General features: G+C 36.9%; 20 protein-coding genes. 10 read left to right on the forward strand and 10 right to left on the reverse strand.

The window, feature by feature from the left end:
- Nucleotides 1–40: 40 nt before the first annotated feature.
- Both ELS83_RS14010 and ELS83_RS14015 read left to right on the forward strand, forming a co-directional pair.
- Nucleotides 41–1,552 carry a PepSY-associated TM helix domain-containing protein gene (locus ELS83_RS14010; protein ID WP_171596185.1) on the forward strand — a complete coding sequence of 504 codons (1,512 nt, stop codon included), beginning with the start codon at nucleotides 41–43 and terminating at the stop codon, nucleotides 1,550–1,552.
- A gap of 134 nt (nucleotides 1,553–1,686) precedes the next feature.
- Nucleotides 1,687–2,733 carry a nucleoid-associated protein gene (locus tag ELS83_RS14015; RefSeq protein ID WP_171596186.1) on the forward strand — a complete coding sequence of 349 codons (1,047 nt, stop codon included), beginning with the start codon at nucleotides 1,687–1,689 and terminating at the stop codon, nucleotides 2,731–2,733.
- A gap of 47 nt (nucleotides 2,734–2,780) precedes the next feature.
- Here ELS83_RS14015 and ELS83_RS14020 read toward each other — a convergent pair whose 3' ends face one another.
- Together ELS83_RS14020 and ELS83_RS14025 are read right to left on the reverse strand one after the other, a co-directional pair.
- Nucleotides 2,781–3,758, reverse strand: a complete 978-nt coding sequence (locus tag ELS83_RS14020) for a transglutaminase domain-containing protein (protein ID WP_171596187.1) — start codon at nucleotides 3,756–3,758, stop codon at nucleotides 2,781–2,783.
- 147 nt (nucleotides 3,759–3,905) lie between these two features.
- Entirely contained in the window at nucleotides 3,906–5,033 is a 1,128-nt protein-coding gene (locus tag ELS83_RS14025) for a M14 family metallopeptidase (protein ID WP_171596188.1), read from the reverse strand.
- Between the two features lie 193 nt (nucleotides 5,034–5,226).
- Here ELS83_RS14025 and mltG point away from each other — a divergent pair, with 193 nt between their 5' ends.
- Nucleotides 5,227–6,297 (forward strand): endolytic transglycosylase MltG, encoded by a 1,071-nt coding sequence (gene mltG, locus ELS83_RS14030; RefSeq protein WP_171596189.1) that lies wholly within the window; start codon nucleotides 5,227–5,229, stop codon nucleotides 6,295–6,297.
- Between the two features lie 115 nt (nucleotides 6,298–6,412).
- Here the strand turns inward: mltG and murB are convergent, their stop codons facing one another.
- The 4 genes from murB to ELS83_RS14050 all read right to left on the reverse strand — a co-directional run bounded on the left by murB (nucleotide 6,413) and on the right by ELS83_RS14050 (nucleotide 9,509).
- The gene (murB, locus tag ELS83_RS14035) at nucleotides 6,413–7,426 is read right to left on the reverse strand and encodes a UDP-N-acetylmuramate dehydrogenase (RefSeq protein ID WP_171596190.1); all 1,014 of its coding nucleotides are present in this window, start codon (nucleotides 7,424–7,426) and stop codon (nucleotides 6,413–6,415) included.
- Nucleotides 7,427–7,500: 74 nt separating this feature from the next.
- Entirely contained in the window at nucleotides 7,501–8,535 is a 1,035-nt protein-coding gene (locus ELS83_RS14040; protein ID WP_171596191.1) for a threonine aldolase family protein, read from the reverse strand.
- Nucleotides 8,536–8,620: 85 nt separating this feature from the next.
- Nucleotides 8,621–9,169 (reverse strand): hypothetical protein, encoded by a 549-nt coding sequence (locus ELS83_RS14045; RefSeq protein WP_171596192.1) that lies wholly within the window; start codon nucleotides 9,167–9,169, stop codon nucleotides 8,621–8,623.
- Between the two features lie 10 nt (nucleotides 9,170–9,179).
- The gene (locus ELS83_RS14050; protein ID WP_171596193.1) at nucleotides 9,180–9,509 is read right to left on the reverse strand and encodes a hypothetical protein; all 330 of its coding nucleotides are present in this window, start codon (nucleotides 9,507–9,509) and stop codon (nucleotides 9,180–9,182) included.
- Between the two features lie 103 nt (nucleotides 9,510–9,612).
- Here ELS83_RS14050 and ELS83_RS14055 point away from each other — a divergent pair, with 103 nt between their 5' ends.
- Both ELS83_RS14055 and ELS83_RS14060 read left to right on the forward strand, forming a co-directional pair.
- Nucleotides 9,613–10,485 carry a metallophosphoesterase family protein gene (locus ELS83_RS14055; RefSeq protein WP_171596194.1) on the forward strand — a complete coding sequence of 291 codons (873 nt, stop codon included), beginning with the start codon at nucleotides 9,613–9,615 and terminating at the stop codon, nucleotides 10,483–10,485.
- Between the two features lie 84 nt (nucleotides 10,486–10,569).
- The gene (locus ELS83_RS14060) at nucleotides 10,570–11,841 is read left to right on the forward strand and encodes an alpha/beta hydrolase-fold protein (protein WP_171596195.1); all 1,272 of its coding nucleotides are present in this window, start codon (nucleotides 10,570–10,572) and stop codon (nucleotides 11,839–11,841) included.
- Here ELS83_RS14060 and ELS83_RS14065 read toward each other — a convergent pair.
- A complete protein-coding gene (locus ELS83_RS14065; RefSeq protein ID WP_171596196.1) occupies nucleotides 11,830–12,705 on the reverse strand; it encodes an AraC family transcriptional regulator in 876 nt (291 codons plus the stop codon). The genes ELS83_RS14060 and ELS83_RS14065 overlap by 12 nt on opposite strands.
- A gap of 238 nt (nucleotides 12,706–12,943) precedes the next feature.
- Between ELS83_RS14065 and ELS83_RS14070 the strand changes: the two genes are divergently transcribed.
- The 3 genes from ELS83_RS14070 to ELS83_RS14080 all read left to right on the forward strand — a co-directional run bounded on the left by ELS83_RS14070 (nucleotide 12,944) and on the right by ELS83_RS14080 (nucleotide 16,391).
- Nucleotides 12,944–14,170: a sugar MFS transporter gene (locus ELS83_RS14070; RefSeq protein ID WP_171596197.1), complete on the forward strand. Its 1,227-nt coding sequence runs from the start codon at nucleotides 12,944–12,946 to the stop codon at nucleotides 14,168–14,170.
- A 30-nt stretch (nucleotides 14,171–14,200) separates the two neighbouring features.
- Nucleotides 14,201–15,151 (forward strand): ROK family protein, encoded by a 951-nt coding sequence (locus tag ELS83_RS14075; RefSeq protein ID WP_171596198.1) that lies wholly within the window; start codon nucleotides 14,201–14,203, stop codon nucleotides 15,149–15,151.
- Between the two features lie 370 nt (nucleotides 15,152–15,521).
- Nucleotides 15,522–16,391, forward strand: coding sequence for a Cbp1 family collagen-binding glycoprotein adhesin (locus ELS83_RS14080; RefSeq protein ID WP_171596199.1), 870 nt, complete (start codon nucleotides 15,522–15,524; stop codon nucleotides 16,389–16,391).
- Between the two features lie 62 nt (nucleotides 16,392–16,453).
- On the opposite strand, the gene ELS83_RS14085 is transcribed toward ELS83_RS14080, so the two are convergent.
- Nucleotides 16,454–16,813 carry a DoxX family protein gene (locus tag ELS83_RS14085; RefSeq protein ID WP_171596200.1) on the reverse strand — a complete coding sequence of 120 codons (360 nt, stop codon included), beginning with the start codon at nucleotides 16,811–16,813 and terminating at the stop codon, nucleotides 16,454–16,456.
- Between the two features lie 268 nt (nucleotides 16,814–17,081).
- Between ELS83_RS14085 and ELS83_RS14090 the strand changes: the two genes are divergently transcribed.
- Nucleotides 17,082–18,380, forward strand: coding sequence for a citrate (Si)-synthase (locus ELS83_RS14090; protein WP_171596201.1), 1,299 nt, complete (start codon nucleotides 17,082–17,084; stop codon nucleotides 18,378–18,380).
- 85 nt (nucleotides 18,381–18,465) lie between these two features.
- A complete protein-coding gene (locus ELS83_RS14095; protein ID WP_171596202.1) occupies nucleotides 18,466–20,103 on the forward strand; it encodes an ABC-F family ATP-binding cassette domain-containing protein in 1,638 nt (545 codons plus the stop codon).
- On the opposite strand, the gene ELS83_RS14100 is transcribed toward ELS83_RS14095, so the two are convergent.
- Nucleotides 20,100–22,103, reverse strand: coding sequence for a sensor histidine kinase (locus tag ELS83_RS14100; protein ID WP_171596203.1), 2,004 nt, complete (start codon nucleotides 22,101–22,103; stop codon nucleotides 20,100–20,102). The two genes, ELS83_RS14095 and ELS83_RS14100, sit on opposite strands and share 4 nt — an antisense overlap.
- A 145-nt stretch (nucleotides 22,104–22,248) precedes the next feature.
- The coding region (locus ELS83_RS14105) for an IS3 family transposase (RefSeq protein WP_171595199.1) at nucleotides 22,249–22,357 on the reverse strand (109 nt) is incomplete at its 5' end.

Genomic DNA, 22,357 nt, shown 5'->3' on the forward strand with positions numbered 1-22,357 from the left:
GTTCTTTCAGGCAGTTTTTTTATGTTGTTATCTTTACGATATGGCGAAAAGCAAGACAATTCAGTTTCTGAAAAAATACCACAAGTGGCCATCCTTGCTGCTTACACTTTTTATCATTTTATTTTCCCTTTCCGGGATTATCATGAACCACCGTTCCTTGTTTTCTTCCTGCGAAGTAAATCGAAAATACCTGGGTTCTGAATACCAGTATCAAAACTGGAACAAAGCTGCTGTAAAATCGGCAATTCACCTCCAGGATGGTACTTCATTGATCTACGGGAATATTGGAGTTTGGGAAAGTTCAGATAATTTGAAATCTTTTGTCGAATTCAATACAGGATTTCCCAAAGGAATTGACAATAGAAAGGTTGAGAAAATAATTCAGACGAAAAGAGGAGAGGTGTTTGCCGGAACTTTATTTGGCCTATATCAATACCAAAATCGGAAATGGAATAAACTTGAATTGCCTGTAGATGAAGAGCGAGTGGTTGATTTTATGGAGATTGATAACGACTTGTATTTGTTAACCCGAAGCAATCTACTAAAAAAAAGTGGCAATACTTTCGAAGTTGTTCCCATTCCGGCAAGTACAGACTATGATGGAAAAACAAGCCTGTTTAAAACCTTGTGGGAAATTCACAGTGGTGAAGCCTTTGGGCTGTTTGGAAAGCTCTTTGTTGATTTTATTGGTCTGATATTCCTGTTTCTTTGTTTTAGTGGTTTGGTTTACTTCTTTTTTCCCAACTGGATTAAGAGAATCAAGAAAAAAGGAGGAGATGCCAAAAGAAAAATCAACTTCCTAAAATTCAATTTGAAATGGCACAATCATTTCGGGAATTGGTTAATCATTTTTCTGATTTTAACCACCCTTACCGGGATGTTTCTTCGTCCGCCTTTGCTCATTGCCATAGCCAGCAGCAGAGTCGATAAAATTCCTTTCACCCATCTCGATAACCCCAATCCATGGTACGATCAATTGAGAAGGGTTTTGTATGACGAGCACTCGAATCGGGTAATTCTAGCAACCAACGAAGGCATTTATTACAGCGATAACTTCTTTGAAACGGCACCTGAAAGCTTCGATAATCAGCCACCAGTTTCGGTGATGGGTGTGAATGTGCTGGAGAAGGTTGGAGAAGATCAATTCCTGGTTGGATCCTTTAGCGGAATATTCTATTGGATGCCCGAGAGAAATCTCTTATTCGATTATATCACCAAACGCCCTCATGTTCCGGTTCGAAGAATGGGACCACCCATTGCAACTCATCCAATTGCTGGTTATTTAAAAGACAAGGATGGGAGAGAGATACTTTTCGATTACAATTTGGGTGCGGGAAATTTAAGTGACGATACAGGTTTTACACCAATGCCTTTGAATATTCAGGAAAGTCGCATGTCGCTATGGAATCTTTGTCTGGAAGTTCATACCGGGCGCATTTACCAATACATTTTTGGTAAAATGTACATTTTATTTATTCCCATTGCTGGATTAACAATTCTGTGGATTCTTATTGTTGGATATTTATTGTATCGAAAACAGAGAAAGAAATAGACTTATGGCTTAAAAAGGTCCAACAATTGAATGCCAGTTGCCCTTTACCTTTAATCCTGCATTTCTTCATTATAGAAATGAATTGATATTTAACGAAAGTGAGTATCTTTGTCAGGTTCTTAAAAAAGTACCATATGTTTAATTTTGAAGAGATAAACCTGGATCGCATTGTGGTTCACAATGTTGGAAACAAACACCTTGAAGAAGATCTAAAACTTTCCAAATCGGAAATAGAAATTGACGATGAAGATGTGAGAGATGTATTGCTAAAGTATTTTCTTACAGCTTTTAACAAGGAGGAGTTCTATCATTTTCAGAACGAAGCAGGAATTAACATGAACGAGGTGTACTGCTATGCTTCAGAATTTTTTGAGAACAATGAAAGCTTCTACGATCAATCTACAAATATTGCAGTTCACCTGTACGAAAAATCGAACCATCCAAACATTAAAGGCGGGGAGTTTTATCTTGTGGCCTTTTCGGGCTGCGTGGTCGATGGTGAAGTTTGTAATGCCCTGGGAATTTTCAAATCGGAAAATAAAGATACCTTCCTAAAAGTATACCAGCGCCAGGATAATTTTGAGCTGGGCTGCGAAAATGGCATCAATATCAAGAAATTAGATAAAGGTTGCCTGATTTTTAATACAGAAAAAGAGGAAGGATTTAAGGTTTGCATTGTGGATAAAACCAATCCAAACAAAGATGCTTTGTACTGGAAGGAAGACTTCTTGGATTTGAAACTTCGCGAAGATAATTTCTATCATACCCAGAACTATTTGGACATGTGTAAAGGTTTTATTGGTGATGTGTACAACGATGAGAATGAAGTTGCCAAAGCTGATCAGATTGACATGATGAACAAATCAATTAACTTTTTTAAGGATAAAAAGGAGTTTAACGAGGATTTGTTTAAGCAGGAAGTAATTGAGCAACCTGAGGTGGCTTCGGCCTTTGATGAATACAAGGAATACTACCAGAACGAAAGAGGAACACAAATAGAGGATGATTTTGATATTAGCAAGGATGCCGTGAAAGGTGAGCAGCGCTATTTCAAACATGTGCTAAAGTTGGATAAGAACTTTCATGTTTACATTCACGGGCAACGTAAGTTTATCGAAAAAGGCTACGATGCAGCCCGCGATTTGAGTTACTACAAACTCTTTTTCCGCGAAGAGAATTAAAAATACAGCATGTGGCTTTTCCTATTATCAGGTAAAGCCATTTTTTTTTATTTCACAATCACCTTGTACCCAAGGGCAGGCTCTCCATTAAAGTAGATCACCAACTCATCTTTACCCTTCAATTCTGAATAAATTTTGAATGAGAGCGTATCTGCTTTTGTGAAAGATTTTACTTTTTGACCATACTTTTCTCGCTTAAAATGATAGGCAATTTCGGTATCTGCAGGAACATTCTGCAAGTTGAATTGCACCCCCGTTGATTTAAGCATATTGATTGTTCCCTTTTGTGGGCTCAATAATTTAATGTTTTTACCCAGGAAATATTTGTAAGGAATTGGTTGACTTGCGAACTCAGCTTTACTGTTAATATTATCTGTTAGCAACCATTTTTGATCATCAGGCAGGTGTTTCATGGCAAACTCATTTGGATCTGAAGCAAAGTAGGCGGATGAGAATTCTTGGTGAAATTTCATTTTTGAATAATCTACCCAACCGGCAGCCCACGTTACATCGACCAATAACCATTTGCCGTTTATTTTTACCGCATTCCAGGCATGGTTAGATGGCAGATTTTGGCGATCAATTTCGGAAATCAACCTACGTGCAATACCCGGAACAATTTCACATTCGATATTCATTTGTTGGCACAAATTCTGAAAAAGGGTGGAGTAGCCTTCGCATAAAGCTTTCCGTTTTTTTAATGTTTGTAAGGCCAAATCTTTTCTGAATTGCTTCTTCTTGGCCTCCAATTCGGCTAGAGTTCGATAAGAAAAACGCACTCGTTGTGGTTTGCCTAATGCTTTTGTGTCGTAAGCAACGTGTAGTGCAATCCACTTGTAAATGGCTCTTACCCTTTCCAAATCATTCGAAAAATCGTTCTTGATCCGATTTGCCAGCTCTTCTGTTGAACTTGGATTAGCCGGATAATTGGATAACATGCGATCTACTTTATCAAGATCTTGTCCATATCCCTTTGTCAAGGCAAGAAATAAGGTAAGAGTTAAGATGTATTTGAAGAATCTCATATTTTTATCGCTTTCTGTTTAAAAATATGAACAAGAATCGAGCCTTAAAAGTTTTGGAAAGTTAAAAAAAAGTAAAAAGCCCACACTTACGGAAGCTTAAGCATGGGCCTTTCGAGTAATATACTTAGAAGTATAATCTTTAATATCTTATCTTAAGTGATCTACCACTTTCATAATTGGCTGTAGAACCGATTCTCCAAGTAGGATGCTACGGTCTGGTGACCAGCCACATTCAGGTTCTGGTAAATCATTATTGTCCTTGAATGGCATTTCAATTGTCAAAGATAAACATTTAAATCGTTCTCCAATGTGTTTTGAACAGATTGCTAGGTTGCCTTTTCCTGGTTCGTTTTTAGGATAGCCATGAGTGTCCTGAAAATCAGGGCATGTATCCATCCATGTGCCAATGAAATTTTCCGTTAAATTTTTCAATCTTTCATCAAAAGAAGGAATTCCTTCAATGCCTGAAATAAAGTTGTACGGCAATGCTTCATCACCATGAATATCTAAATTTAGGTCACAACCATATTCATCCATTAAATTACGAACGTGGAATACCTCCGGACTATTTTCTTCGCTAGGCTCAGCCCATTCTCTGTTGTAGTTGAATCCTTTGGTGTTTACACGAAGGTTGCCGGCAATACTACCATCAATATTCATGTTTGGTACAATGTAGAAAACAGCTTTGCTCAGTAAGGTTCTGGCCACTGCATCATCTTCATCTAACAATTTGCCCAATAAGCCTTGAATAAACCATTCAGCCATACTTTCACCCGGATGCTGACGAGCAATTACCCAGATTTTCTTCTTGCTTTCATCCGGCTCACCAACAATTAACATATCGATGTCTTTGCCTTCAACGGTTTTGCCGATCGATACCAATTCACACTCCTGAGACATTTGTGCATTGTGCACCAAATCAAGATGTTGTTCGTAAGTATATGGCGCAAAGTAAGCATAGTAAACCGAGTTGAATTCGGGAGTATGCTCGATGGTCAATTGTTTTCCATCGTAAAAAGTAGGAACTCTGAACCAATACTCGCGGTCGTAAGAAGCTACAGCATAATATTCGTCATATCCTTCGGGATATGATGCCTCGCTGGCATTCTGAATGCACATTTTTACAGCTTTTTCCTGCATTCCAGATAAACGGAAATGGAACCACTGAAAATGTTCAGAGTTCGTATCGTTAGGAATTCGCAGTTGAATATTTTGTGGGTCAAGAGCTTCGATCACCTCTATTTTTCCGCTATCGAAATTTGATGAAATGTTCATGTGTGTAAGTTTATAATTGTGTGAGTCAAATATAATAATTTGGCATTACTTCCGGTATTTAAAAATGCATGTACTTAGACTTAAAAGTGTATAAATTTGAATTCGCGTAAGGCTTTTTAGGCAGTTTGAGTATTTTAGGCACTGAATTTCTTTTATTTTTGCGAACTTAGCATTTACATTCAACACCTAAGCAATGATAAACTTTTTGCGATTAAACGACATCCGTTCTAAAAGATTAAGAATTTTCCTCATTTCAGTAATGTTGATCCTGATTGTTGCAGGAGCAATTCTATTTCATTTATACACCCGAATTTTTTCTTCAAATGTTGATTTAAACGGAGAGGATACTGCATACCTATATGTATCATCTACTGCAACACAGGCTGATGTAATTGATCTTTTGGAGCAAGAAGATTGGATTAAAAATGCAAACTCACTGGAGTGGGTCATGGACAAAAAGAATTTTGCAAATCACATTCATGGTGGTCGTTACCAAATCAAAAATGGAATGAGTAATAATGATTTGGTAAACCTACTCAGATCGGGTGTTCAAAGTCCAATTCAGCTGACCTTTAATAATACCAGAACACTTGAGGATTTTGCCGGTAAGATTGCGAAGCAGATCGAAGCTGACTCTTTGAGCTTAATCACCGCTTTACGCGATGAAAATAGAATTTCAAAATATGGATTCAAGCCCGAAACTGTGATTGGAATGTTTATTCCGAATACCTACCAACTGTATTGGAACACAACTACCAATGCCTTTATGGATAGAATGTACAAGGAGTACTCTCGATTTTGGAATGCTGAGAGGTTAAAGAAAGCTGAAAAAATTGGTTTATCGCCTGTTGAAGTGAGCATACTGGCCTCAATTGTTGATGAGGAAACCATAAAAAATGATGAGAAAAACCGCGTTGCAGGTGTTTACATGAACCGACTGAATCGAAAAATAAAACTGGATGCCGATCCAACTCTGAAATTTGCTTTGGGCGATTTTACCATTAAACGCGTACTGAATAAGCACAAAAGAATTGACTCTCCATACAATACATACAAATATCGTGGTTTGCCCCCAGGGCCTATCCGCCAGGCATCTATTTCTGGCTTAAATGCCGTACTGAATTACGAAAATCACAAGTATTATTACTTCTGTGCAAACCCCGATTTTTCAGGCTATCATATTTTTGCACGAACACTTCGCGAGCACAACCGCAATGCCAGAAAATATCAGAATGAGTTGAATAGGAGACGAATCATGAAGTAGGTAAACATACTGTATCTAAGAAAATTGCAGCGAATATTTAAATGAAAAATGCAAAGTATCATTATTGTAATGAACTTTGCATTTTCTTTTATAATATTTTAAGTGTGAAATCCTTCTAAATCGCATTCACTTCCATTTCCAATTTCACCCCAAATTTGATAAGAACAGATTTGCGGATGTCATTTGCCAGTTTCAAAATGTCGTTTCCTTTGGCATTGCCATAGTTTACCAGAACCAAGGCCTGGTCTTTGTGTACGCCGGCATCGCCAAATCTTTTACCCTTCCAATCGCATTGTTCAATTAACCATCCGGCAGCCAATTTAGTTTCCATATCGCTAATTTCGTAAGTGGGCATATTTTCGTATTGCGATTTAAGCTTATCGGCTTTTTCTTTATCAACAATTGGGTTCTTAAAAAAACTACCCGCATTTCCTATTTCTTCAGGATCTGGCAATTTGCTTTCGCGGATTTTAATAATGGCTTTGCGTAAGTTCTTTAGATTGATTTCGCCGTAGGCTTCCATTTCTTTTTGAATGGCACCATACTGAAGTTTGAGCTCAGCCTTTTTCTTCAACCTGAATTGTACATGTGTAATAATGAACAGGTTTTTGTATTCGTTTTTGAAGACTGAATTTCGATAAGCGAATTCACAGTGAGCATTGCTAAAAATGACAGGCTCTTTGGTTTCGATTGAAATGGCTTCTACATTTTCAATCACCTCTTTTACTTCAACGCCATATGCACCTATATTTTGCACAGGCGATGCACCAATTGTTCCAGGAATTAAAGATAGGTTTTCGATGCCATAGAGCTGGTTTTCCACTGCCCATTCCACAAACTCATCCCACTCTTCGTTACAACCCACGCGCAATAAAACCGATTCTTCATCTTCATCGAGCAGTTCTATTCCAGTAATGTTAGGATGTAAAACCAAACCATTAAAATCTTCGGTAAACAGCAGGTTGCTTCCACCACCCAAAATCAAATATTGAGTATCTGCAATGTTATTTTCCTTCAGGAATTCCAATATCTCTTCTTCCTGTTCGAATTCGAAGAAATATCGGGCCGTAGCCTCAATTCCAAATGTATTGTACTTTTTAAGAGAAATATTTTCGAGTAAGTGAGCCATTATTTTACGCAGTTAGCCTCTAACAATTGGTCAAAAGCTGTTTAATCTTAGTATTAATTATATGAGCTGAATATTTAATTTACAGAGAGTTCTTTTTTTAGAAGGTCTACAAATCCTAAAATGTCCTCTTTTGTGGTATCAAAAGAGCATAACCAACGCACTTCACCAGCGTGTTCATCCCAAATCCAGAAGAAATATTCTTCTTGCAGTTTCTCAATTTTATCTTTAGGAACCAAAGCCCAAATACCATTGGTTTGTACTTCTTGCGTAATGCTTACCTCTGGGATTTTTTCAACCTCTTCTTTTAGAAGTTTGGCCATTGCATTGGCATGGCGAGCAGTTTTTAGCCAAAGTTCATTGCTTAACATGGCATCGAACTGTGCACCAATATATCGCATTTTAGAGCAAAGTTGCATGCTTTGCTTGCGAATATACTTGGCATTTTTCGACAATTCAGGATTGAAAAAGATGACAGCTTCACCTAGCATCATCCCATTTTTTGTGCCACCAAAACTCAATACATCAATCCCTGCATGGGTGGTAATCTCTTTTACATCAACATCCAAACTTACCACCGCATTAGCAAGGCGTGCACCATCCATATGAACGTACATATCGTGTTCGTGTGCCAAATCGCAAATAGCCTTTACCTCTTCAGGAGTGTAGACAGTACCCAATTCGGTACACTGCGTAATAGAAATTACTTTTGGTTGTGAGTGGTGTTCAAAGCCGAAACCGTGAAGTTGAGGTTTGATCAATTCAGGTGTAAGTTTTCCATTTGGTGTATCAATAGGAATTACCTTGCAACCAGTAAATTTATCGGGAGCACCACATTCATCAACCTGAATGTGTGCAGTCGACGGACAAAGAATAGAATGGTAGGATTGCGTTAAGACCGATAAACCTATTACATTGGCTCCTGTTCCATTAAAAGCAAAATAAACATCGATATTCTCGCCGAATAGCTGTTTGAATTTTTCGATGGCGGAAGCAGTATAATGGTCACCTCCGTACGCCATTACATGGCCCTCGTTCGCTTTGGTAATGGCTTCTAAAACTTCAGGTAGAACACCGGAAAAATTATCGCTTGCAAATCCTCTTTTGTTCATTTTGTCTGTCTTTTGATTGAAAACGTAAAAGTAAGTTTTCTTATTAAAAACATCAGAGAAAAAGCGTAAAAAGTGCTTGGGAAAATTATTTGTTAAGATGCTTTCTTATTTTGTCCAATAGCAGAAGAATTTTGTGTGATTCTGCCTCACCTTTGCTCATAAATTCAATTTTACCTTCACGATTAAGTAAAAACACATAGCATTGTTTTTTATCGTCCACATCGAAATATTTGTAATAATCCGAAAGCGGACCATAATAAGTCATCACATTTTTATGCATGGACGGAACAATTCCTTTCCTCATGCCATTATCAATATAATTCGAAATCCATGAGTAAAAATTACTGATCATTGGAATTTCAATGAAACGAAAATCTTCATACATGCTGAATTCCTTCATGACCGGTTTTGTCCAGGTGTCTATTTGTGGCTGAGTTCCTCTTTTAAAAGCTACAATGAGTAAAGAAATTTTGCCTTTACAATGGTCGGGTAACCGAATTTCTTTAGAAGAAAGCAGTTCCCCTTCAATTGTTGGAAACAGGTCGCCAACATCAAGTTTCTTTACCCTTTGTGCATTCAATGAATTGAAGGATGCCAAAAAAATCAGCATTGATGTAAGAAATAACTTTAGCATAAAAGCATGTTTAGCTATAATAATCCTGCAATAACTTCATGGTATTTTCTATGGTCATTTCATGATCGATCTTAGGATCATCTTTTAGATAGGCTTTCACCTCTTTCACCAAGTTTGTGATGAGTTCGTATTCTTTACTTTTTTTCATAAAGTTTTGAGGCTTTCCAATATAATTTCCTGGACTATCTTCAACAATAGGGGCAATATTGGCCCATTTTTTTGTAACAGTAAAGGTTACTTTTGCTTTTGGCTCGATATCGGAACGACCAAGAACAATATCTCCATCACGATTTAGTCTCCAAAAATAATCTTTGGTATTTTTAAGTAATTTTTCAAGCATAAATAAAAGAATTAAGAGATTCTACATAAAAATAGTTGTGACTTTTTTAATTTATAAAATTTATAGAACTTTTACAGCTGATTTATGATTTAATTTTATTTCAATGATTCGAGATATTTCTTCTGGTAAGCTAATGATTGTGTCCGATTTACATGGAAATGGATACGATTTTAGGCAGGTGCATAAAGTATATCAAACGCTTAAGGCAAAAGGAAAAGCTGATTATTTGGTGTTTTTGGGTGATTTAATTCATGCCTATCCTGGGAAACAGAAGGATGAGTCTTTGGAGATGATTGAAGATTTGATGGACTTGAAAGCCAATCAAGCCGAGAGTGATGTGATCTGCTTATTGGGAAACCATGAATTTGTACATATCTACCATATTCCTTTGGCCAAAGGCCAGCTTGAATTTACTTCCTGGTTCGAATATCGCATTCAAAAGTGCCGGGAAGAAGTGATTCGCTTTTTTATGGATATGCCTCTTATGCTGCGCACCCAGGGAGGAACTTTGATTAATCATACGGGAGCTTCGAATAGGTATGAAAACCAGGGTGATATCTCCTTGAAAGAGTTGAAAGATTTTAATCACCAGGATGGTTTTACAAAGCATTTGGAAGGTATCAAAACATTCGATCCTCAGATTGGTTCAGAATTTATGAATACCACTAAAGGAGATTTTTTGTGGGATATCCTAATGAATGGTAATGAAAAGCAATTTGGTGAAGATTATCATGGGTTTGTGGATCGCTTGCTGCAACTTACCAGTGATGATAGACAAGAGCAGCCATTAAATACTTTGGTTTCTGGACATATTGCGGCTGAATATGGGGCAGAAGTTGTAGGAGAGAGACATCTGCGAATATGCACAAGTGCCGGCGCATTGGGAGATTTAGAAAAGAAATTTCTACTGATCGACGCAGCAAAAACCTATAAGGATGCTGCTGAGTTAATTGAGTATTGTAGAGATTTATACTGATAAGTATTTACAAAATTCTATCTAGGTGTATGATCTGAAAAATAATAATTTAAATTCCTGAAAAAAACCACTAATAAAACAATAATGAACAAACTTCTGATTGGCATTTTATTGATTCTATTTTTTAGTTCTTGTGATAAAAACGATGATTATACATGGGAACAGCCAGAACCAAAATCAATTGCACAAATAACCACTTTTAATGAGCTTTTGGATGAGCTAAAAACACTACTTCCATCGGATGCACAGGTATATCTGGATAACAATTTTATAGAGATTTGTGAGAAGTTTGATTTCCCGGTTGTAAATGGAGATTCAGTAATTTTTGTATACAAGGGAGAAGCCAATTCTATTGAATATTCGGGCGATTTCAATTATTGGGGACAACAAAGTGCAAATCTTCCTTTAGTAAAATACCGTGGCAGTGATTTGTTTATTTTAAGACAAAAATATGAGGCGGATGCACGCCTTGAATATGAATATATAGTTGATGGAACAGCAGGAATATTGGATCCTTTAAACCCTAATTACGGTTTAACGGGTTGGGGGAAACACTCTGAACTTAGAATGTCGGAATATCCAGAACAGCCAGAGGTAGAATGCTATGAAGATATTCCGCATGGCACTGTAATTAAAGATTTAAGTTTTGCGGGAAAAGTTGGAATTGAGGGGCAGGTTAGGGACGTGATTAGAAAGTACCATGTGTATCTGCCACCGACTTACGACACGAATCAGGAATATCGATGCATTTATTTTCAGGATGGTAAAGATTACATTAAGAGTATGGAAATAAATAATGTGTTGGATTATATGATTCATCATAAGGAGATTGAACCTATTATAGCCATATTTTGCGATTATCACCAGGTATCGGAATACGAGTTTTATAGAAATGAAGATTATATTACCGAAGATAAGGATGTGTATCTTAGCTATTTGGTTCATGATTTTATTCCCTTTATTGATGCTACCTATTCTACAGTTGATTCCAAAGAGGGCAGAACAATTGCCGGACTTTCTAATAGTGGGGCATTTTCAATTTATGCAGCAAGTGAATACCCTTCTGTTTTTAGCAATGTATTGTCGCAATCAGGTGCCTTAAACGTGTTATATAATTACCAGGGTTTAGGTGAGGATTTGGGCGATCGAATTGCAAGTGTTGATTTGCCTGTACGTTTATACCTCCATGTAGGAACTTATGAAGGATGGCACAGAGTAAACCAAGACTTTGTAAATGCATTGGATCAGAACAATTCGGTAATTGATTATCAATTTGAAACCCATCATCAGGGCCATGCTTTATACTATTGGCGTGATGTTTTACGTGAATCCTTAGTTTGGTTGTTAGGCAATTGAGTCTAATGATTTGCCTCTAAGTTGCAAAGGAGCTATACCTGTTTTTGCCTTAAACTGTTTGTTAAAATAGGAAGGACTATTAAAACCACATTCGTAAGCAATTTGTGCAACGCTAAGTTTACCTTCAGCCAGGAGTTTTTGTGCGTAGTTAATTCGCATTTCGTTCAGGAACTCCGAGAACGTTTTTTGAGTTTTGCTTTTAAAGAAACGACAAAAGGCAGTTTTACTCATGTTTGCAACTTTTGCAGCTTCATCCAATTCAATTTTTTGCTGAAAGTTTTTGCTCACATATTCGTAAATCTGATACAGCTTCTGGTTGCTGCTTTGTTTGAACGATTCTACAAAACTATCAGAAGCCAGATATTCAAGATCTTCCGATTGAGCGATGAGTTGCAAAATTTGCAAAAGCACAATAATTCTTTGCGAATAATCCGATGAGTGCAGATTCTTTAGGTATTGGATAATCTTGTATTTGGTACTTCCTTCAATTCGTATTCCTTTGAACGAGTTGGTAAGCATTTCACGAATTCTTTTCATTTCAGGAAGCAGGAAAAACTCTTTGCCAAAACTATCTTCCTTAAAATGCACTACCCAGGCAATCACTCTTTCTTCTGATTCCTTTTGGTAAAACACATCATCATTTTTCATGATATGAGGGGTGTTCGGACCAATAAAAATCATGTCTCCATCCTTAAAATGATCAATACAATCACCTACGACCAGGGTTCCGTGACTTTTCTCAATAAAAATCAACTCATATTCCGGGTGATAATGCCATGGTACCTCGATGTGAGGTAAGACGTCTATTTTCGATCGAAATGAATGTTCTCTTTTTATGGAAATCTCTTCTCGTATTAATGACATGATTGTATTATTTTATCACTTTTGAAGTGGATTTTCAATTTTGGTGCTAATATAGTGTTTTTATGGATGGTGATGTAGTTTCAGGTGTGTTTTTATTCAAGAATAACAATTAATTAACATGATTTTTGATGTGAAATAAGATCAGTGTTAATATAGTACAAGCAAATGGTAAAATAGTAAAATGTTCTTTGCTGTAATTCATTGAAATTTGTCACACAAACGATTGAAAATCTACATTATGGTCTCATTGAATACAAATATTGCTGCAGGAAGTGCTGCAACCAAAGAAAAAATGAATTACAAAGGTGCCTTGGCACTGCTTACGTCTTTATTTTTCATGTGGGGATTTCTAACCTGTATGAATGACATTTTAATTCCTCACCTTAAAGGATTGTTCGATTTAACGATTACACAAGCAATGCTTGTACAGTTTACCTTTTTTGGAGCTTATTTTTTAATGTCACTGCCTGCCGGTTGGATTATTGGTAAAATAGGATATAAAATGGGAATCGTAAGCGGTTTGACCATTGCAGGTATTGGTGCTGCCATGTTTTTTCCGGCTGCTAACTTTTTATCTTATGGTTTTTTCTTATTTGCACTTTTTGTGTTGGCCTCAGGAATTGTGGTGCTTCAAGTAGCAGCCAATCCGTATGTTGCAGAATTGGGAACTCCTGAAACGGCATCAAGCCGATTAAACCTGACACAAGGTTTTAATTCGTTAGGAACCACAGTAGCTCCAATTTTTGGTGCATGGTTAATCCTTGATAATTCGGCAACTGATGCAGTTGGCAAGGCCGAGGCAGTTCAAATGCCATATGTTGGTTTGGCATTGGCCTTAATAGTAATTGCAGTAATTTTTGCTTTTGTAAAACTTCCAAAAATTCAGGATGCTGAAGAAGAAAAAGCTGAAGGTTCAGCCTGGAAATTTCGCCACCTGGTTTTGGGAGCTATAGGAATATTTACATATGTTGGTGCCGAGGTCGCAATCGGTAGTGCTTTGGTGATGTACTTTGGTGATGAGGGCTTACATTTATTTGGTGAAGCCGAAGCCGCAACATATGTTTCTGTATTTTGGGGTGGAGCTATGGTAGGTCGTTTTATTGGATCTGCCGTAATGCAAAAGATATCGGCTGCCAAAGTACTTGCATTTAATTCGGTAATGGTAGTAGTATTAATTGTTATAAGCATGATGACTACCGGTTATGTTGCACTTTGGAGCATTGTTTTGGTTGGTTTATTTAACTCTATCATGTTCCCAACAATTTTTACCTTAGCAATTGATGGTTTAGGAAAACATACAAGTCAAGGATCGGGTATTCTTTGTTTAGCCATTGTTGGTGGAGCCGTAGTGCCAATGATTATGGGTGTTTTAGCAGATAGCTTTGGTTTAGCCAACTCATTTGTAATCGCAATTTTGTGTTATGCTTATATTTTGTATTACGCATTAAAAGGACACAAGCACTAAGATATTTATTAATAGAAGGGAAGAATAGAAATGAAAGAAATTGCTTTAGGCATAGATATAGGAGGAACCAATACAGTATTTGGATGTATTGATCGTGAAGGGAACTGTTTGGTTTCTGGTAGTATTCCAACCCAAAAGCATGATGATATTAATAAATATCTGGATGACTTATTTGATCTGGTTCAATTAAAATTGAATGAATTTGAAGGTGTTCTAAACATTGTTGGAGTTGGAATTGGTGCTCCCAATGCAAGTTATTACACAGGTACAATTGAAAATGCTCCAAATCTAAAATGGAAAGGAAGTGTTCCATTGGTTGAATTGGTGAAGCAAAGATTAGATGTTCCGGTAATGATTACCAATGATGCCAATGCTGCCGCAATGGGAGAGAAGGTATTTGGTGCGGCAAAAGACATGGATAATTTCATGGTGATTACATTAGGAACAGGACTTGGAAGTGGAATTGTTGTAAATGGTGATCTTTTGTACGGGCACGATGGTTTTGCAGGTGAAGTAGGACACATGATTGTTCGTAAAAGTGGACGCGAGTGTGGTTGCGGTAGAAAAGGATGTTTGGAAACCTATGTTTCGGCTACAGGTGTAAAACGATCGGTATACAAATTATTGGCAAGACATCTTGGCGAAAGCGAATTGCGAGACATTCCTTTTAGCGAACTAACCGCTAAAATGGTTGCTGAAGCTGCCGGACGAGGTGATTTAGTGGCCAATGAAACATTTTCTTACACAGCTCAAATGTTAGGCGAAGTATTGGCAAACGTGGTTGCTGTTACCAGTCCTAAAGCCATTTTCTTATTTGGTGGTCTTGCAAAGGCAGGTGATATTCTATTCGAACCAGTTAGAGAAACCCTGGAGAAAAACCTGATGCCAATTTATAAAGGTAAAATTCAGGTTCTTCCTTCCGGGATAAAGGACAATGCTGCTGTTTTAGGAGCTGCTGCATTAATATGGAATAAGAAGTAAAGATTTGATAAGATAATCGATTGCCTTCGGAATATTTTCGAAGGTACACCCTCCAGCCTGCCTCGTGCAGGCTTTTTTTGTATTCAGATTATGGTATACCATTTCAATAAAAGAACTTCACTTATACCCAAACAGCGTGAATTTGTAGAAAGCAATTCTACAAAGTGTGGAATCTTTACCACAGATTTTTGAATTAAAAAACATCACTTTTTGATTGTGCCAAAAAATATCATTCGCTAAGTGCACACATTATCAGTACTTAAGCTGTTTTTGCGATTTTCTTTTGAAGCGAAAAAAAATTGCGGCACAGTATTCTCATATAGTAATTGTGAATTTGAATTGATGTAAACCTGTTTAAAAATTAAGAATTATGAGAAAGTTAGTATTAGCATTATTAGTGTTGCCATTTTTTACAGCTTGTAACCAAAAAGAATTGAAGCAACTTCGTCAACAAAATCAGCAGTTGACTCAAATGGCTCAGGAAAAAGATTCTACAATTGATGAGTTTGTTGAATCATTTGATGTGATTGCAGCGAATTTAAACATTATTAAAGAAAAAGAGCAGATCATTTCAGTAAATGCCAATGAAAACCCATCGATGGGACAAAAAGAGCAAATGGTAAATGATTTGAACCTAGTTCGTGAGTTGTTGGAAGAAAACAGAGCTAAGATTGAAAGTCTTGACAAAAAGTTGAAAAACAGCTGGTATCAAAACTCAAAACTAAAGAAATTAGTTGCTGGTTTAAAGTCGCAGATCGAAGAGAAAGACGCTTCAATTACTGCTTTATCTGATCAGATTGCTCAGTTAAACGGTGAAGTTGAGAACTTAAACGGACAAGTGACAGAATTAAATGGTACAGTTGTAGCATTAAACACTGAGAATGAAAACAAGGCAAAGATTATTGAAGAGCAAACTACTGACTTGAACACTGCTCATTATGTGATTGGTGATATCAAGGAATTGAAAATGAAACAAGTAGTTACAAGCGAAGGTGGATTGTTAGGAATTGGTGCAACCAACAAATTGAACCAAACAATTAATCCTGAAAACTTCAACCAAATTGACATTACTCAGACTACAAGTATTCCAGTATCAGGTAAGAAAGTTAGCTTAGTAACTTCACACCCAAGCGATTCATACAGAATTGAAGGAACTGACAAAGAGATTGAAGCAATTACAATCTTGAATCCTGAAGAATTCTGGAAAGCTTCAAAATACTTAGTTGTTGCAGTGAAATAATAGATACAAACAGAGCTTGTATTCAAAAGCATCCCAAAATTGGGATGCTTTTTATTTTTATACTAGTTAAATACTTTTTGATCGTAAATTCTTGATACGATAAGTAACACAATTGCAATTAATGCAGGTGCAAATTCTCCATCCTGGGCTACAATATGGGCAAAGAACGCGAGAACAAAATCGAAGAAAAATCCGGCGTAAGCCCACTCCTTTAATAGCTTCGATTTCTTGCTAAGAATGGCGACTAAACCTAATAGTTTTGCTACTGCCAAAGGATAAATTACCCACGTTGGGAATCCTAAATTGTTAAATGTAGCGCTTACCATTTCGTAATTCATAAAATACATGCTTGCCGACATTAACATTAAAGCTGAAAGTAGGCCAGTAGCTATCCAATAAATAATTTTATTTCGTTTTTCCATTGTCTTTTTATTTAAAATGATTTTAGATAAGATGAAGATAGAAGAAAAGATTTAAAATGAAACTTACTCAAATGTTAAACTGTCCTAAAAGTAAAATTCCCGACAATTTACCACAGGTAATTCCTTTCTATACCTTCTGTTTATCATTTGTTTTGTCTGCATTTCTCTTCGAAATTTCGTAAATTAATAAGACTCCCTTTTTTCTGATATAATGCAGCAATGCATTCTTCTGTTTGGATTTAGATGTTTTGATTTAAACTTGTTGGATATGTCCATTTTAAGAAATGAAATTAAGAATAACCTCACTTACTTAAAAAATGAAATAGAGCACATTTTCGAAGGAGGACGAGATACTGTTCTATCGGAAGTAACGGTAGGACAGGTATATGGTGGAATGAGAGGATTGACAGCCTTGGTGTGTAATACTTCCTATGTTGATCCGTACTCTGGTCTTCATATTGGCGATTTTACGGTGGAAGACTTGTCGGAAAAATATCCCGAAGAGATATTTTATTTGCTATGCACAGGGAAACTTCCCGAATCTGATTTTTTGGAGGAGTTTCGAAAAGAAATGAACGAACGTTCCGGAGTTCCACAGTATACCTGGGATGTACTAAAAGCATTGCCTGAAGATACTCACCCAATGAGCATGCTGAGCCTGGGAATTTTAACCATGGAACAGGAATCTGTTTTCAAAAGAAACTATTTAAAAGGCATTCCAAAATCCGATTTTTGGAAGTACACTTTCGAAGATGCATTAAATGTGATTGCCAAACTTCCAGAACTTGCAGCAGGGATTTATCGAATCCGATTTGGAGATGGAACACTCATCAAAAGAGATCCCGATCTGGATTGGGCCGGAAACCTGGCCATGATGCTTGGATTGCCGAATTCAGGAAAAGAGTTAGCCAGGCTAATGCGTTTGTATTTGGTTCTACATTGCGACCATGAAGGTGGTAATGTAAGTGCCTTTACCTCTCGTGTTGTCAACTCGGCACTTTCGAGTTTGTATTATGCCATTTCCGCTGGCTTGAATGGCCTGGCCGGGCCTCTTCATGGTTTGGCAAACCAAAATTGTTTAAAGTTTATACTGGAAATTCGCCATCGATTTGGCGATTTGGTTTCTGAAGAAGAGATAGCGCTGTACATTAAGGAAACACTGGATTCGGGTAAGGTAATTCCTGGCTATGGACATGCAGTTCTGAGGGTAACCGATCCAAGATTTACAGCCTTTATGAAGTTTGGTAAAGCTTATTGCTCCGAAAATGTTTGTTTCCAGATTGCCGAAAAATTATTTAAGGTAGTTCCTGATATCCTGAAAACATACAAAGGCGGAAAAGTTGCCAGTCCATGGCCTAATGTTGATGCGGCTTCTGGAGCTTTGCTGTTCAAATATGGATTGAATCAATTCGATTTTTATACTGTTTTATTTGGTGTTTCCAGAATATTGGGTTTTTGTGCTCAGAATATTTTGGCCCAGGGACTTGGCCAGCCCATTATCAGACCCAAAAGTGTTACCAACAAATGGGTGGCAGATCAGCTCATGAAGAATAAGGTGAACCACTGATCTTAATGACTAAGCAATACTGAATAAAAGGTGTTTTAATATGTGAATGGTATAATTATCTTTGCGGCTCAATAAAACCGAAAAGATGATTACTGTAGATTCGTTAGCTGTTGAGTTTGGTGGAACAAGCTTGTTTAAGGATATTTCATTTGTGATTAATGAGAAGGATAGAATTGCTCTGATGGGAAAGAACGGAGCAGGGAAATCAACGCTTCTTAAAATCATAGCCGGGGTTGATACTCCTAGTCGAGGTCGTGTTTCAACACCAAAGGATAAAACAATTGCTTATTTGCCTCAGCATCTAATGACTTCGAATACAAGAAGTGTTTTTGAAGAAACAGCACAGGCTTTTGCTCACATTTTCGAGATGGAAAAGCAAATTGAGGAAATGAATGCAGAGCTGGCATCAAGAACAGATTTTGAATCGGAGAGCTACTATAAGCTTATTGAAGATGTATCCACTTTAAGTGAAAAATTCTATTCGATTGAAGAAACCAACTACGATTCTGAAGTGGAGAAAACACTCTTGGGATTGGGATTTGAACGTGAAGATTTTACGCGTCCAACAGGTGAATTTAGCGGTGGTTGGAGAATGCGTATCGAGTTGGCAAAAATTCTTTTGCAAAAGCCCGATTTAATTCTTTTGGATGAGCCTACCAACCACCTGGACATTGAATCGATTCAATGGTTGGAAGATTTTCTGATTAATTCGGGGAAAGCCGTAATGGTGATTTCGCACGACCGTGCTTTTGTTGATCGAATTACTTCCAGAACCATTGAAATTACAATGGGAAGAATTTACGATTACAAGGCAACTTATTCGGAATATCTTGAGTTGAGAAAAGAGAGACGAGCCCACCAGCAAAAAGCATACGATGAGCAACAAAAAATGATTGCTGAGAATAAAGCGTTTATTGAACGATTTAAGGGAACTTACTCGAAGACTTTGCAGGTGCAATCGCGAGTGAAAATGTTGGAAAAGCTCGAAATTGTTGAGGTCGATGAGGAAGATACATCAGCTTTGCGATTGAAGTTTCCACCTTCGCCTCGTTCGGGAAATTATCCGGTAATCATGGAAGAGGTGAGTAAATCCTACGACAATCACCTGGTATTTGAAAATGTGAATTTTACCTTGGAAAGAGGAGAGAAGGTTGCATTTGTGGGTAGAAATGGTGAAGGTAAATCTACACTTGTAAAAGCCATTATGCAGGAAATAGATCATGGCGGAACACTAACTTTAGGGCATAATGCAATGATTGGTTACTTTGCCCAGAATCAGGCCTCGTTAATGGATGAGGAGTTAACTGTATTCCAAACCATTGATCATGTTGCCAAGGGTGATATCAGGACAAAAATTAAAGATATTTTAGGTGCTTTTATGTTTGGAGGTGACAACTCTACCAAAAAAGTAAAAGTACTTTCGGGTGGTGAGAAAACCCGATTGGCAATGATTAAATTATTGCTGGAACCGGTGAATTTGCTAATATTGGATGAGCCTACCAATCACCTGGACATGAAAACAAAAGACATCTTGAAATCGGCATTGAAAGATTTCGATGGAACACTGATTGTGGTTTCTCACGATAGAGATTTCCTTGATGGTTTGGTTGAAAAGGTATATGAATTTGGCAACAAAAGAGTGAAGGAACATTTGGGAGATATCAATTCATATTTATCAACCAAAAAAATGGAGAACCTAAGAGAATTGGAACGAAAAAATTAATTCAGCTTCGATTCTCTGGAACAACTTACTTTGGTGGGAATGCCGTTGGTGTAAGTCAGCGAAAAATAAAAGGTTGAGCCTTTATCTGTTTCGGATGTAAGGCGCATGCTACCACCAAGTAGGTACACCAATCCTTTTGTTATGCTAAGGCCTAAACCATTGCCTTCGCGATACTCTTCGCGTGATACCTGGGTAAAACGGTCAAAAATCAATTCAGCCTGATCATCTGGTATTCCGCAGCCTGTATCTTGTACATAGAATTCCAGAGTATCGTACTTAATCGAATATCCCATTTCAATATGTCCTTCTTCGGTAAATTTTAAGGCATTGCCAAGAAGGTTATTGCAGATTTGTGTAAAACGAACAACATCCGTTTCCATTTGGTAATCTTTGGACTTATCGGGGATGTTCAATCGAAATTCAACCGACTTGTTGTCCTCCGCCTCCAATCTGCCTTTAAAAATATCTGCAATTTCAATAAGCATATCATTTACCGAAACGCTCTCCAGCGATATTTTTAACTGGTTCGATTCAATGTGTGAGATATCAATGATATCATCGATAATACGCAGCAATTGTTCTCCCGAACTATTAATAATCCTTGAAAAAAGTTGGATTTGATCTTTCGTATTTTTCGGATTTGAAATTAAATCGGTAAAACCCAGGATTGAATTTAAAGGTGTTCGTATTTCATGACTCATATTGGCCAGGAAGGCGGTTTTTAACTGGTCGCTCTCTTCGGCTTTTCTCTTTGCCAGCAGCAGTTCTTGCTTTGTTCTGCGTAATTCCGAGATATCATGAATAATAGAAAATAATACTTTCTTATCATCCAAAATCATTGATTCAGAATAAACTTCTACATCTTTTATTTCGCCATTAGCCAATTTATGTTGAAAGATATGCACCGAACTGCTTTGTGCAGTTGATTTTAAGGCTTTTTTGATTCTCTCTTCAGGCAATGTGTTAATACTGCTAATTAACATGGATGTTAGTGTGTGATGCGGATATCCATAAAACCGAACGGCAGCCTCATTGGCATCTGTAATTTGTCCACTTGTTGGGTCTATTAACAGCATTATCGATTGGTTATTCCTGAATATCGATTTGTATCTCATCTCACTTTCGGCAAGTTGAGATGTTCTTTTTTGGATCACCTGTTCAAGAGAGTCGTTAATATCTTGAAGGGTTTTTTCCCTGCTTTCAACCTCTTGGGTATAGAAATTAAAGATATTTACCAATCTTTTTTTATAGAGAAAAGCAATTAAAACGGTTAAAATTAAAGTGATACCAACCAATGCAAGTGTCAGATTGTTTCGTTTGTTGTCCAGTAGTTGGTTATTTTGTAACTCACTTGCTATGATGCTATCAATATCGTTTAGATGGATTCCTGTTGCAATGATCCAATCGTATTTTTTATAAAGTTTGGCGTAGGTGAGTTTTTGAGAAACATTATTGGACTTAAACTCTTTAAACCAATAGGAAAAGAACAATTCTCCATCTTGCTTTATGCCTTGAAGTTCCGTTAGGTATGGTTTGTTGCCCTTTATATCGCTAGTATTGGTGGAAAGAAATTGACCTTCAGTTTCAGGTAAATTAGGATGCACAAGTCGAATGGCATATTGATCCCCTCCATTGTAATCGATGATTTCATTTACCCATATATAACCAGAATCGATAAGTATGGTTTTTCGGATATGATTTATGATATGCCCCTGTACTTTCTGCTTTAGGCTATCACCAGTGTACAAGTTGGAAAAATAATCTTCTAATTGATGAATTTCAAGAATGGTTCTGTCAATTGTTGATTTCAGATAATCTTTTTTAGACTGAACAACCTGAGCTCTTAATTGCTCGATATGTTGATTGTTGAGTTTGTTAATTTGTTGATTATAAAGCAGCCAGAAAGAACTTGTAAAGATTACAATAATGACAATCAAAGAGGCAAAAAAGCGCTTTGAAATATCTTTAGGTGCGATATTTTTTTTAGTCCTTTTATTCAAGTTAGTAGTAGTGTATTGTAGCGATGACTAAACTTTAATAAATGTAAATGTTAAGTAAAAATAAGAAATGATGTTTGATTTAAAAAATAAAAGCCTTAGAATTAGATTGAAGTGAACCCCAAATATTGGACGGTTATAAAATAAGTTAATGATATTGAGTTCGGTATTTTACCGGACTCAATCCGTTTAAATGAGTCTTTATTCTAATATTATTGTAGTAATTTATATACTCCTCCAGTTCCTTTAGAAAGTGT

This window comes from Marinifilum caeruleilacunae (genome assembly GCF_013141825.1).
Classification (GTDB): Bacteria; Bacteroidota; Bacteroidia; order Bacteroidales; family Marinifilaceae; genus Marinifilum; species Marinifilum caeruleilacunae.

Bases quoted from the DNA above. Each gene is read 5' to 3' on its own strand.
- ELS83_RS14045 (WP_171596192.1), bottom strand. From the start codon at position 9,169: ATGCTAAAGTTATTTCTTACATCAATGCTGATTTTTTTGGCATCCTTC.
- ELS83_RS14065 (WP_171596196.1), bottom strand. From the start codon at position 12,705: ATGTCATTAATACGAGAAGAGATTTCCATAAAAAGAGAACATTCATTT.
- ELS83_RS14010 (WP_171596185.1), top strand. From the start codon at position 41: ATGGCGAAAAGCAAGACAATTCAGTTTCTGAAAAAATACCACAAGTGG.
- ELS83_RS14080 (WP_171596199.1), top strand. From the start codon at position 15,522: ATGAGAAAGTTAGTATTAGCATTATTAGTGTTGCCATTTTTTACAGCT.
- ELS83_RS14055 (WP_171596194.1), top strand. From the start codon at position 9,613: ATGATTCGAGATATTTCTTCTGGTAAGCTAATGATTGTGTCCGATTTA.
- ELS83_RS14025 (WP_171596188.1), bottom strand. From the start codon at position 5,033: ATGAACATTTCATCAAATTTCGATAGCGGAAAAATAGAGGTGATCGAA.
- ELS83_RS14020 (WP_171596187.1), bottom strand. From the start codon at position 3,758: ATGAGATTCTTCAAATACATCTTAACTCTTACCTTATTTCTTGCCTTG.
- ELS83_RS14040 (WP_171596191.1), bottom strand. From the start codon at position 8,535: ATGAACAAAAGAGGATTTGCAAGCGATAATTTTTCCGGTGTTCTACCT.
- ELS83_RS14085 (WP_171596200.1), bottom strand. From the start codon at position 16,813: ATGGAAAAACGAAATAAAATTATTTATTGGATAGCTACTGGCCTACTT.
- ELS83_RS14075 (WP_171596198.1), top strand. From the start codon at position 14,201: ATGAAAGAAATTGCTTTAGGCATAGATATAGGAGGAACCAATACAGTA.
- ELS83_RS14050 (WP_171596193.1), bottom strand. From the start codon at position 9,509: ATGCTTGAAAAATTACTTAAAAATACCAAAGATTATTTTTGGAGACTA.
- ELS83_RS14095 (WP_171596202.1), top strand. From the start codon at position 18,466: ATGATTACTGTAGATTCGTTAGCTGTTGAGTTTGGTGGAACAAGCTTG.
- mltG (WP_171596189.1), top strand. From the start codon at position 5,227: ATGATAAACTTTTTGCGATTAAACGACATCCGTTCTAAAAGATTAAGA.
- ELS83_RS14090 (WP_171596201.1), top strand. From the start codon at position 17,082: ATGTCCATTTTAAGAAATGAAATTAAGAATAACCTCACTTACTTAAAA.
- murB (WP_171596190.1), bottom strand. From the start codon at position 7,426: ATGGCTCACTTACTCGAAAATATTTCTCTTAAAAAGTACAATACATTT.
- ELS83_RS14060 (WP_171596195.1), top strand. From the start codon at position 10,570: ATGAACAAACTTCTGATTGGCATTTTATTGATTCTATTTTTTAGTTCT.
- ELS83_RS14015 (WP_171596186.1), top strand. From the start codon at position 1,687: ATGTTTAATTTTGAAGAGATAAACCTGGATCGCATTGTGGTTCACAAT.
- ELS83_RS14070 (WP_171596197.1), top strand. From the start codon at position 12,944: ATGGTCTCATTGAATACAAATATTGCTGCAGGAAGTGCTGCAACCAAA.